The organism is Bacillus sp. V5-8f (genome assembly GCF_002863565.1).
In the GTDB taxonomy this organism is placed as follows: Bacteria; Bacillota; Bacilli; order Bacillales; family DSM-1321; genus Peribacillus.
The window spans coordinates 676,155-688,499 of sequence record NZ_PGUW01000004.1; the positions used below are offsets into that span (position 1 = coordinate 676,155).

A 12,345-nucleotide genomic window follows, 5' to 3' on the forward strand; every position below is an offset into this window, starting at 1 on the left:
GGAGGAAAGAGAATGGAGACGCAGCATTCAAGTTCAGAGATTCAACGAAAAAAAATGAAAGTAATCGATACCGACGTCCATCATGAACTAGCATCGATACATGATCTAGTCCCATATCTATCCGATCATTGGAAAAGGTATATTACCGATTATGAATGGAAGCCGATCAAGACGGTACCATTCCATCAGGTAAGGCAGGGAACAAAGCACAGAAATGATGCGTTCCCGGAGGTCGGCCAGCCAGGCTCGAATCTGGAATTGATGCAAAAGCAATTGTTAGATGAACATGACATTACCTATGCCGTTTTGGGCGGATGGTTTCATGAAGCGACAGTAGCGACCGGCTGGTTTGAGTTTGCAGCTGCAAGGGCCTCCGCGTATAACGACTACACCATAGAAAAATTCTTAAACAAGGATAAGAGATTATTAGGATCTATCACCATCCCACGTGATCCGCAAGCGGCTGTAAGGGAGATAGAACGAGTAGGCACACACCCGCAAATGGTTCAGGTTATGCTTTCAATCGGAAATTTCGCGTGGGGCGACCCATATTATCATCCTATTTTTGAAGCGGCCAACCGAATGGGTTTAGCAATAGGGATGCATCTTTCTGCTGACATCACGGTTTCCGGCAATGATTTTCTTCGCTACTATGTGGCCTGGCGTTCCGCCCATCCACAAGCATACATGACACAGGTCATCAGCTTAATTACGAATGGGGTTTTTGATAAATTCCCAGATTTACAGGTTGCTATAATAGAGGGAGGCTTTGAGTGGGTGCCTTTTATGATGAACCGCATGGACTCCGCCTACAAAGCTTTAAGGCAGGAAACACCTTGGGTCAAGCGGATGCCAAGTGAATACTTCCGCGACAATATGAGGTTTGCCACCCAGCCATGGAATGATATCTCCACTAAGCACTTCCTGGATATTGTAGACATGATGGGAACCGATAACATGCTGATATTTTCGACGGATTACCCGCATTGGGATTTTGACTCTCCGAAAAGGACACTGCCGCCAAAAATCCCGGAAGGACTCAAAGAAAAAATCCTTTTTGAAAATGCGCGGGAGTTATACCATCTCTAGCATATAAAAGGGTGCATGATCATTATGCGGATAAAATCTTTTATCCGATTTAATAAACACAAGAAAGGGGGAGGAACTAGTGAGACATCCAGTATGTGAAGAAGCGCTTTTAAAACCTGGAGAAATGAAAGCGGTTAACATCGAGCGGACACCCATCGTTGTTATACGGTCAAAGACCGGTGAGATTTTTGCTTTGCGCAATGTTTGCCCTCATAAAGGTCCGGCCCTTTCAGATGGTTCGCTGGATGGAACCTGCAGTGCATCAGAGCCGGGAGAATATAATTTGGAAAAGGATGGAGAAATTCTAAAATGTCCATGGCACAGCTGGGAGTTTGATATAAGGACTGGATGCTCGCTGTTTGACCCGGACAGGGTCCGGGTGAAGACCTATCAAGTGACAAGCGAAGAGGGTACTATTTTTGTCCATGTTTAAAGAAAATATATAAATCTCTAAAAAAGGAGTGAAATCGGTGGGGAAATTAGATGGCAAAATAGCTTTGGTTACTGGATCTGCCGGAGGGTTAGGAAGAGAGATTGCTACCAGTTTTGCAAAAGAGGGCGCTATCGTTGTCTTGAATGATGTGAATGAAGAATTATTAAAGAGCACCGCTGATGAACTCCAAGAAGAATACCAGGTAGACTATGTGGTCGCCGATGTTTCTAAAAAAAGTGATGTTCTCAGAATGATGGAACATGTCGTTGAGAAACACGGCAGGATAGATATCCTGGTCAACAATGCAGGAGGAAGCTTACATACACCGAGAGTGCTGGAAGAGATTGAGGAAGAAGATTGGGATAAAGTTCTGGGTGTAAATCTTAAGGGTACGTTTTTAGCTTCACAAGCAGCAGTTAGGTACATGAAGCAAAATGGTGGAGGCAGAATCATCAATATGTCTTCCATAGGCGGAAGGACAGCCAGTTTGGTAACCGGTGTCGCATATGCAGCTGCGAAGGGCGGTGTCCTGTCATTAACCAGAAGATTGGCTGCCGAGGTAGGCCCTCATGGAATAAATGTCAATGCAATAGCGCCCGGAACAATTATCAGCGGAGAAAGAATGCATAAGCTTTTTTATAAGGAAAACTCAAAAGAGCAACAAGAGCGGGTCATAAGTGAAATTCCATCAAGGAAACTTGGAGAAAAAGAAGACATTGCTTCTGCAGCTGTTTTCCTAGCTTCCCAAGATTCTAAATATATGAATGGCGCGGTGATTGACGTTAATGGTGGAAGGTTCATGGGTTGACTTTATTTTTAGTAGCTGGGAGGGGTCGTTAAATGGCCAAAATAATAGATATGACAATGCCGATTTTTGAGGGGATGCCTCAGCATCCTGCACATGGAAACACACCGCACTTTATGTCTGGTACAAGAAGCCATGATGCATGGCGCAATTTTAATAGAGTGAATCATTATGACGAATCCGACCTGGTATCGTTCGAAAATGAAAATATCATTATATGCGGACATACAGGAACGCATATGGATGCTTGCTTCCATGGTGATCCTAAATCGGATTATACGATTGATAAAATGCCGATCGAATGCGGTTTTGGAGATGCTGTGTGGCTGGACGTTTCGTTCAGGTATGGACCAAAAGCTGAAGTGACCGCTAAGGATTTAAAAGAAGCGGAAGAAAAGTCCGGGACAAGTATTCGACCTGGTGACATTGTATTAATTCATACCGGATGGTCCACTGTCAAAGATCCGATGAAATATGCTTTTGATCATATGGGACTATCCATTGATGCGGGTGAATGGCTGAGGGAGAAGAAGGTAAAGACAGTCGGGATTGATAATTGTAATGTCGACGCACCAGGAGCACTTACTCTTCCCGTCCACATGAATTTCTTAAGGCCCCGGTCACTGGGTTTGGCAAATGATGATTTTATCGCCATCATTGAAAATCTCGTTAACATTAACCGAATTCCCAAATCAAGATTCCTTTTCTCCGGTGCACCTATCCCCTATCTGGGTGGCACAGGAGGTCAAGTGCGTGCCCTGGCATTCGTAGAGTAGAGCATTTTTAAAAATAAGGAGGTAAAGTGATGTCGAAGCTTACAAATTTTTTTACCGAATTGATGAGAAAATATCTGCCTGATCCATTTGTATTTGCGATCGGTTTAACGTTGCTAACAATCCTTTTGGCTGTACTTGTTGAAGGCCAAGGAATTTTGGCAGCATCCGTGAGCTGGGGGAGTGGATTCTGGAACCTGCTCGCGTTCACTACGCAAATTTGTGTGATGCTAGCGATGGGCTATGTCCTTGCCAGTGCCCCGCTGGTAAATCGATTATTAGATAAGTTGGTAAGTTTAGTGCATACACCTAGAACAGCCATTATTGTGGCAACCTTGGTCGGAGGCATTGGAAGCTATCTGAATTGGGCTTTCGGACTGGTCATCGGCGGAATTGTCGCAAAAAAGCTGGGCTCAAAGGTGAAAGGAGTACATTACCCGCTCATCATCGCAGCTGCGTACAGTGGTTTTTCACTTTATGGCATGGGCCTATCTGGAAGTATACCTGTTCTAATTTCAACACCAGGCCATCCGATGGAAAAAGAGATGGGAGTTATCCCTTTATCCGCAACGATTTTTACATGGCCTATGATTGTTACTGCCCTCATTACCATCATTACTTTGCCTATATTAAACGCGATGCTCCATCCAAAGAACAAGAAGGATATTATTGAACTGGATCCATCACTTGATGCTGCTGCCAAAGAGACAGCTGCCACCACAGCGACCGCCTCCATTCAAACACCTGTGACCTTTGCAACCAAAATGAACAACAGCAGAATTTTAAGCCTTTTAATCGGTGTTTTAGGGTATACCTATATAATCCATCACTTTGCCACAGGCGGAACACTCGATTTCAACACGATTAATTTTATCATTCTGTTTGGTGGAATCTTGCTTTTGGGAACACCCGCAAACTATGTGACTCAATTAAATGAAGGAATTAAAACAGTTTCAGGAATTCTTTTGCAATACCCTTTTTATGCAGGTATTATGGCCATTATGGCGGGTTCGGGGCTAGTAGACACAATCTCCAGGATTTTTGTTGACGTGGCAAGTGCAGAAACATTACCACTTTGGGGATTGTGGAGCTCTTATGTGATTAATTTTTTTGCTCCATCTGGGGGCGGACACTGGGTTATTCAGGGTCCATTTATGATAGAAGCGGCAAAACAAATGGGTGCATCGCTCAGCCAAACATCCATGTCCGTTATGTTAGGAAATGCCTGGAATGACCTTGTACAGCCTTTCTGGATCCTGCCAGTCCTTGCGATTTCCGGCCTTAAATTAAAAGACGTGATGGGGTACCTTGTTATCATGATGATCTGGGTCGGGATTGTGTATAGTGCTGCCGTGTTAATTTGGGGGTATATGGGGTAGTAGATAAAGTTATTGTTTTGCAGCTGACATAGTGTTAGCTGTCTTTTTATATATATGTTGCTAGTGAGTAAGATCTATTAAATGAAATGAAACTTTTCATTTTTAATTTGGTATAATTTTTAAAAATATTTCTAATTTCGGTAGCAGGTTGAGTGAGAATTTGTTACAATGAAATCAATTCAAAAGGCTATGTGTAACTGGCGAAACGCGGATAACCGTGAGGGAGCACATAGTGTCGCAGCCGTTCGCCTGGGCAGAGGTAAGGGAAATATCCCTTGCCTCTTTCTGTATTCCGGGAGATGATATTGGAGTCGATACTATTTACCATTCCAATAGAAAATTGTAAAATTGCAATAGTAGCTATTTTTACTTTAACCAAGGCTTGTTTGCTTAATTCAGAAATTTTAAAAATATCATAGATAAAAAGAGGAGACTACAACATGAGCTCAGTAATTGTAGACAAAGTGAAAACAATCAAAACCTTAAATAATATTGCAGAAAGCGGACTAAATGTATTCAATAAGGATGCCTTTACTATCGATAATGATAGTGAAAATCCAGATGCCATTGTTGTTCGCAGCTTCAATATGCATTCTTTGGAATTCGGCGATAATCTAAAAGCAATCGCACGGGCAGGAGCCGGGGTCAACAATATTCCAGTCGACAAGTGTACAGAGCAAGGAATTGTCGTTTTCAATACTCCTGGTGCCAATGCCAATGCTGTAAAAGAAATGGTACTAACCACACTAATGGCATCATCCCGTAACCTTTTTGCTGGTGTAGCCTGGACAAAGACGTTAGAAGGGGAAGGCGACCAAATTCCAAAGCTTGTAGAGGCAGGAAAGAAAGCATTTGTAGGAAAAGAAATTAAGGGGAAAACTCTGGGTGTAATCGGTTTAGGAGCAATCGGTGCGCTTGTAGCGAATGATGCTCTTGATTTAGAGATGGATGTCATTGGATTTGACCCGTTCATTTCTGTCGACACAGCTTGGAACCTGTCCCGTAACGTTCAGCGCGCTATGACACTTGAACAGTTGTTTGCTAACTCTGATTATATTACTGTGCATGTTCCATTAACCGATGATACAAGAGGGATGTTTAACAAAGAGACTTTCAGTATCATGAAGCCAGACGTTCATATTTTGAATTTCTCACGCGGTGAACTTGTAAATGAAACGGATATGGCAGTAGCTCTTGAAAGCGGCAAAGTTGGCTGCTATATTACAGACTTCCCGAATGAAAATGTGATCGGAATGAAAAATACGGTTTCCATTCCACACCTTGGGGCCTCTACAAGAGAGTCAGAAGAAAACTGTGCCATTATGGCAGCTCGTCAGGTAAAAGAATTTTTAGAAACAGGAAATATCAAAAACTCAGTAAACTTCCCGAACACTTCCCTTCCTTACACTGGGAAGAGACGTGTGGCAGCTTTCCACCAAAACGTTCCAAACATGGTTGGACAGATCACACAGGCTTTATCAAGCTATCATTTAAACATTGCTGACATGGTTAACAGAAGCCGCGGCGAATATGCATATACGATGATTGACATTGACAATAAAATAAACGGTGATGTCATTCCTGGATTGCTGGAAAAAATCTGCAACATTGATGGTATTGTTACGGTTCGCGTTATTTAAATGAAGGCATCTTTTGATGACTACCTGGGTGCAGTGAATGTATTTCGTGATACATCTAAAGTTTCGCTGATAAATTTGGGGTTCTGCGATAAATCCGGAGTTTAGCTGATAAATCTTGAATTTCACTGTTAACCGGAATCCGTATTCAGCTAGTAAAGCGGGCCACAGGGCACTTTAAAAAGGGGGTAACCCAAGAGTCAGAATTACTGACACATGGGTAGCCCCTTTTGTTTTTGTATATTTTCGATTTACAGATGACCATCAGTCGATGGTTCAATAAGGATCATTTGTAACAATTCTTCTAGGTGAAAGAACAACTCCGGGCTCTGCGTCAATAAAAGCAATTACTAGACAATGTATTCACTTTGTAGCTGGTTTTTATCAGTCTTTAAACTTTGTATCACTAACTTTAAAATGTACATTAAAAGCGATTCCATCTGCGTAGCTCTTATTTTCTATGTCTGAATTTTTTCTTTTTGCTGCCCCAAGCTCATATATGACTGTCTTAGATGGCATGCGAGATGAATTTTTAACAGGGTGTCAGGATCATCTAGTGAAACATCCATTAGTTCTTCAATTTTTCTGAGCCGCTGGTACAGTGTATTTATGTGGAGATGTAACAGTTCAGCGGTTTTTGTTGTCGAGCGGTTTGTCTGAAAATAAGTAATAAGGGTTTCAACTAACTCATTTTTACGTCCCTTTGCGAGGTCTAATGGAGCGAAGATTTCCAATATGAACCTTTCAATATCTTCGGTAGATTGTTTTAGAAATAACCGATTGATTCCAATATCGGTAATCTGAATGATTCCTGGAAGTTTACGAGATGCAACATAGGAAAGGGCGTTGTGTGCTTCATTTTGTGATTTTGAGATAGAGGAAATACCTTGATATAACGAACCGATCCCTCCGTAAAGCCGAATGCCTTCAGTCATTTCCCATTCCTTCAATACTGATTTCAGCTTTTTGATGACTGATGACAGGTTTTCAGGATCTGGCAGTGAAATTAGTACGGTTATTAGATTGTGGTCACCAAAAACGATTTTGGATACATCAGGGGTCTTTTTCTTGATGGTAGATACAAGACGATGTACAGATCTTCCTAGTACTTGAAGGTCAGTATAGTTAGGAATTTCGGTTAGCGTGACAAACATATGTGTATGGAGATCAATGCCCAGGTTAAAACCTTTGGAATATAGTAAGTGCTCATCCTGGTTCTGTAAAAGCTCTACGTAGAATTGATGTGTTTTTTTATAGTAAACTTCAGTTAACGATTGTCTTTTGGATAATTCCAAGGCTAGTACAGATCCGCCTTGTTCTAGCAACATATGATCAAGTTGGGTTAAGGGCCTTTCTGTAATGGAAATAACTAAACAACCCAAGCAAATCGTTCCTACTAATACGGGGTAAATATAAAAGGCATGTTCCTCCTTATCATAGAGGTCAACATAAATAGGACTTGTTTTCTCGGATACTAATTTCGATAATTCGTCCATGCTAAACCGTAACTGTTTCCTTTGCTTTTTAGGGAAACACTCATATTCAGTCATATCCACAAACAATAGAGAAGGGCTAACCATACGATTTAGCTCTTGTGTAATGGCTTCTGCACCTTTATTTTGCAACGAGAGATTTGTCAACGAGGAATGAATTTCGTTACGTTTCATAAGGACATGATTCTTTCGTTGAATCTCTGTGAACAGCCTGGCATTTACAATAGCGATCGCAATTTGTGCGCATAGGCTATTCAACAGCTGTAGGTCCCACTCGTTGATACTATAATCACGGCCGGTCAAATGAATCCCCAAGACGCCAATGATTTCACCCTGGAATGATATAGGGACAGTCATGCACGCCTTTACTGTTAAATGATGAAAGGCAGATTTTAAATAATGCATATTATCCTCTGAGGTATCCTTCATGGCATCGTTTGCTTCGCGGAATTTATAGTAAATTCTTGATTTCCCATCCTGGTAGGTTCTTCCGGTTACCGACTCACCAATCTTATAATGTACCTTCTCTATATCTTTTTTCCATCCTCTATACGCTTTACAAGTTAAACGGTCGATGGCTGGGTTATACATCCAAAGAGCGGAAGTATTTGCCCCTGGTATCACAGCTGCCACGTTATCAAGGATCCGTGTCAATAATTCGTCCAATTCAAGTGCTGAGTTGATTTTCTGGACACCATCAATTAATTTTTGTAATTCCGTTTCCTTATTGCGCAAGGCCAAATGTGTATACACAGGATACAAAAGGTGATATAAAATCTGGACTGTATCAATATCAGGTGAGAGTAAATTTTCAGTACTTATGATGGTTACTTTAAAATCTTGTGGATAGCTTAAGGTGAGGGAGTTAGTTTTCTCTAATTTTATGCAGCTTTCATAATCGAAATCAGAAGACAATTCCATTTTGCTTCCTTCACAATGAAATAGAGTCCATACATGAAGCTTCGGCTCAAAAATCCAAATCTGGTAGGAATATACGGATAGATTTCTGGATAAAAAGGAACTCACCAGTGTCTTATTTAACAAACCAGTATCACCTCAATGTAAAATTCTACAGTTTATACACCAAAAGAGTGGAATACCTCACATTGATTACATTTTAGCAATTATATATACTTACCGTAAAGACAGAATATTTAGACATTTTTCTCAGAAATGTAAGCGGTTACTTTATGTTTGTACTTTTATCTTGTATTTGTATGAGGTAAAACCCTGTCTTCTTTAATACATACGCACATTACAACAGTGCTTCAGAGTTATCAATCTACCAGAATATAACTGTCCACCTTCGTTCTCCATTTTTTCTATCCATCATCTAGTAGTTATTCAGCTTACTTTTTATCTATCATTAAAAAACAGAAGTGAACTGCTCTTGCGTATTATCCTGTAGGCCAGTAAGAGTCTGCACATTATCTTTCAAGAACAGAAGAAAGAATTGCTGTGATTAACAAGGGGTGAAAATTATTTAAGAAATTCAAATAATCTTAGGAGGGGTAAATACTTTGGATGTATTTACTGTTAACGATCAGCCACTTCATCAATTCCTTCGTCATCATGCTATTGCAACTCCTGAAAAAGCAGCCATTATCTATTACGGACGATATATTTCCTATAAGGAACTCGATGATTTATCGAATCGTTTTGCTAACTTCCTTTTGTCGAAAGGAATCAGAAAAGGGGATAAAGTGGCTCTTTTTTTACCCAATTGCCCGCAATTTCTCATTTGTTTTTATGGAATACAAAAAATAGGAGCCATAGTCGGACCATGCAGCCCTATGTTCAAAGAGTGGGAACTGGAGTATGAACTGACCGACCTTCAGGCAAAAGCAATTATAGCACTTGATCAACTGTATCCCATTGTAGATATCGTACTTCCAAAAACCGCAGTTGAAATCGTTATTACTACTAGTCTATTAGACTTCCTTCCAAGCATTCCCACACCGGCGTTCCCAGAAGAAATAATAGAGAAACAATTTTATTCTGGGACATATGATCTTTCCGAACTGCTTGAAAGCAGTCCTTCAGATTTCCCGACTGTTGATCTTGAGATGAATGAAGATGTTTGTCTTATTGTATACACATCCGGTTCAACTGGATTGCCTAAAGGAGCGATGTTAACGTATCGTAATGCTTTGTATAAATCCCGTGCTGTGGCACAAACCCGGGGATTTACCGGTAAGGATGTTTCATACTCTGTTATGCCAATTTGCCATATTGCAGGAATGCTTGCGATGAATGTCACGATTTTTTCAGGCGGGACAACGGTTTTAATGTATCGGTTTACCACAGAGTCCGCATTGGACGTTATGGAACGATACCATATCACCGTCGCACAGACGGTAGTGCCAATGAATGTGGCCATAATGAATGATCCGCATTCTAAACATGTGGATTTTAGTTCTTTACGAATGAATTCTTGCACCAGCTTCGGTATACAGCTTTCAGAAGAAATATCGAATCAATGGAAAGAGCTGACTGGTGTTATTCTATTTGAATCCGCGTACGGATTAAGTGAAACCCATACTGCCGATGCCATAATGCCTCCTGATGCAGTAAAGTTCGGGACTACCGGTAAGCCGCCCATTGGAACTGAAATTAAGATCGTGTCACTCGATGATTTTCCAAGCGAGCTTCCGAATGGGCAGGAGGGAGAAATTATTATTAAGAGCCCCGGAGTGTTTAAGGGATACTTTAATAAACCAGAAGCAACAGCCAAAGCGCTGCGTGATGGATGGCTCTTCACAGGTGATATTGGAAAGCTCGATGAAGACGGTTACCTTTATTTTCTTGGACGAGTAAAGGAAATGATTAAATGTTCAGGGTATAGCGTGTTTCCGGAAGAGGTGGAATTGATGCTGATTAACCATCCTGCTGTAGCACAAGCGGCTGTAGTGGGAGTTCCTGATTCAGTACGGGGGGAATCAGTCAAGGCATTCGTGGTAATTCACCAAGACTATAAGGATAAGGTATCACCGGAGGACATCATAGATTGGAGCCGAGAAAAGATGGCAGCTTATAAATACCCGCGCCACATGGAATTTAGGGAGAGCCTTCCTAAAACGAGTACTGGTAAATTGCTTCGCAGAATGCTAAAGGAAGAAGAACAAACGAAAATTATTTAAGGAGGTCAAAAGGTTTATGAAGAAGGTGACAAAAGTATTCTTTGCCATTCTCTTATCCTCGATTTTGATGATTGCAGGCTGCTCTAATTCTAGCACGAACACCACAGGTAATACCTCCGAAAAACAGAGTAGCAGCGGCCCGAAAAAAGGTGGCAGCCTAGTGGTTGCTTACGATTCTGATATCAGTAACTATGACCCGATTCTGGGTAACTCAGGAAATGACCATCCGCTGTTATATCCTGTATACGACACACTTGTGAACTATAATGACAAATTAGAACCACAACCAGGTCTGGCTGAATCATGGGAAGCACCCGATAATAAAACTCTAATTCTTCACTTGAAAAAGGGTGTTACATTTCATGACGGATCACCTTTTAATGCTGACGCCGTCAAGTTTAACCTTGACAGGGTCAGGTCTGCAGATTCAAAGGTGTCTGACTTAATAAGTGTGGAAACTGTGGAAGTGGTGGACCAGGAAACGGTAAAGTTACATCTTAAACAACCTGATTCATCCATTGTTTTAGCCCTTTCGGACCGTTCGGGAATGATGGTTTCCCCAACAGCCGTTAAGAAATATGGAGCTGACTACGCTCAGAATCCTGTTGGCACAGGGCCATATAAGATGGTTAAGTGGATCCGAAACGGTGAAATACAATTTGAAGCCAATCAAGACTATTGGCAGGAAGGCCTTCCTTACCTTGATAAGATTACAGCAAAGATCATGCCTGATGAAAATACTCGTATGAATGCCTTGAAATCAGGACAAGTGCAGTTTTATTGGAATGTTTCTCCAGATAATAGCCAGGTATTAAAAAATGACAAAACCATCAAAATGGATACAAAAATGAAAGTAGCTTTTTATAATATCTACCTAAATACGAAAATGCCTCCATTCGATAAAAAGGAAGTAAGGCAGGCGTTACAACTTGCCATCGACCGCGAGGCGTTGGTTAAGGCTTTGACATTCGGTGCAGGAGAGCCTGCGTATCAAACCTTTCCGAAAGAATATTGGGCAGCAAGTCCAGATATGAAGATTCCATACGATCCGGCTAAATCAAAAGAACTTTTGAAAACAGCAGGTGTGGAAAATGTGACATTTGACATGTTTGTGCCGACTTCTTCATTCTATCAGCGGCTAGGTGAAGCGATTAAAGGTCAAGTAAAGGAAGCCGGATTCAATATTAATATATTGCCGATGGAGCTTACTAAAGGCGTAGCCCTGTATTTCAATGAAAAACAACTTCCGGCTAATCTAACTTCATGGACCGGCCGTCCGGACCCGCAACAGACAATCAATCTATTCCTTGCCGGAAAAGGCTTCTACAATGTTGGCGGGGAAACGACTCCAAACAAAGAACAGTTGATAACACAAGCGGCAGGCACTTCTGACCAGAAGGAACGAGCAAAATTATATGGAGAGATCAACCAGATGTCGCTGCTGGATGAATCCATGACTGTGCCGATCATCTTCACTCCTTCCACTGCAGCCATGTCATTAGATGTGAATGGTTTTGAAGGAACATTGTTGGGCAAGCCTAAGATTTCTTTCCTATGGCTAGAAAAACGATAATGGTCCAGAAAGGAGAGGAAGAC

General features: G+C 41.4%; 9 protein-coding genes and 1 riboswitch. Of the genes, 8 read left to right on the forward strand and 1 reads right to left on the reverse strand.

The features are described 5' to 3' along the window. Positions 1 to 12: 12 nt before the first annotated feature. From CUU64_RS07345 to CUU64_RS07370, 6 genes are all read left to right on the forward strand, one after another. On the forward strand, positions 13 to 1,089 hold the full coding sequence (locus CUU64_RS07345; RefSeq protein ID WP_101632857.1) for an amidohydrolase family protein: 1,077 nt from the start codon (positions 13 to 15) through the stop codon (positions 1,087 to 1,089). A 79-nt stretch (positions 1,090 to 1,168) separates the two neighbouring features. After that, on the forward strand, positions 1,169 to 1,522 hold the full coding sequence (locus tag CUU64_RS07350; protein ID WP_101632858.1) for a Rieske (2Fe-2S) protein: 354 nt from the start codon (positions 1,169 to 1,171) through the stop codon (positions 1,520 to 1,522). A 37-nt stretch (positions 1,523 to 1,559) separates the two neighbouring features. Then, positions 1,560 to 2,330: an SDR family NAD(P)-dependent oxidoreductase gene (locus tag CUU64_RS07355; protein ID WP_180954497.1), complete on the forward strand. Its 771-nt coding sequence runs from the start codon at positions 1,560 to 1,562 to the stop codon at positions 2,328 to 2,330. 32 nt (positions 2,331 to 2,362) lie between these two features. Beyond that, positions 2,363 to 3,103: a cyclase family protein gene (locus CUU64_RS07360; protein WP_101632860.1), complete on the forward strand. Its 741-nt coding sequence runs from the start codon at positions 2,363 to 2,365 to the stop codon at positions 3,101 to 3,103. A gap of 29 nt (positions 3,104 to 3,132) precedes the next feature. Beyond that, entirely contained in the window at positions 3,133 to 4,479 is a 1,347-nt protein-coding gene (locus CUU64_RS07365) for a short-chain fatty acid transporter (protein WP_101632861.1), read from the forward strand. Between the two features lie 183 nt (positions 4,480 to 4,662). After that, positions 4,663 to 4,741: riboswitch (ZMP/ZTP riboswitch) on the forward strand. Positions 4,742 to 4,919: 178 nt separating this feature from the next. Then, positions 4,920 to 6,119: a phosphoglycerate dehydrogenase gene (locus CUU64_RS07370; RefSeq protein WP_101632862.1), complete on the forward strand. Its 1,200-nt coding sequence runs from the start codon at positions 4,920 to 4,922 to the stop codon at positions 6,117 to 6,119. A 455-nt stretch (positions 6,120 to 6,574) separates the two neighbouring features. On the opposite strand, the gene CUU64_RS07375 is transcribed toward CUU64_RS07370, so the two are convergent. After that, the gene (locus CUU64_RS07375) at positions 6,575 to 8,653 is read right to left on the reverse strand and encodes a helix-turn-helix domain-containing protein (RefSeq protein WP_101632863.1); all 2,079 of its coding nucleotides are present in this window, start codon (positions 8,651 to 8,653) and stop codon (positions 6,575 to 6,577) included. Positions 8,654 to 9,129: 476 nt separating this feature from the next. On the opposite strand from CUU64_RS07375, the gene CUU64_RS07380 reads away from it, so the two are divergent. Beyond that, a complete protein-coding gene (locus tag CUU64_RS07380) occupies positions 9,130 to 10,749 on the forward strand; it encodes an AMP-binding protein (RefSeq protein ID WP_101632864.1) in 1,620 nt (539 codons plus the stop codon). 16 nt (positions 10,750 to 10,765) lie between these two features. Next, entirely contained in the window at positions 10,766 to 12,322 is a 1,557-nt protein-coding gene (locus CUU64_RS07385) for an ABC transporter substrate-binding protein (RefSeq protein WP_101632865.1), read from the forward strand. The last annotated feature ends 23 nt before the right edge of the window (positions 12,323 to 12,345 follow it).

Coding starts and splice junctions, on each gene's coding strand:
- CUU64_RS07385 (WP_101632865.1), top strand. CDS start 10,766: ATGAAGAAGGTGACAAAAGTATTCTTTGCCATTCTCTTATCCTCGATT.
- CUU64_RS07360 (WP_101632860.1), top strand. CDS start 2,363: ATGGCCAAAATAATAGATATGACAATGCCGATTTTTGAGGGGATGCCT.
- CUU64_RS07365 (WP_101632861.1), top strand. CDS start 3,133: ATGTCGAAGCTTACAAATTTTTTTACCGAATTGATGAGAAAATATCTG.
- CUU64_RS07370 (WP_101632862.1), top strand. CDS start 4,920: ATGAGCTCAGTAATTGTAGACAAAGTGAAAACAATCAAAACCTTAAAT.
- CUU64_RS07345 (WP_101632857.1), top strand. CDS start 13: ATGGAGACGCAGCATTCAAGTTCAGAGATTCAACGAAAAAAAATGAAA.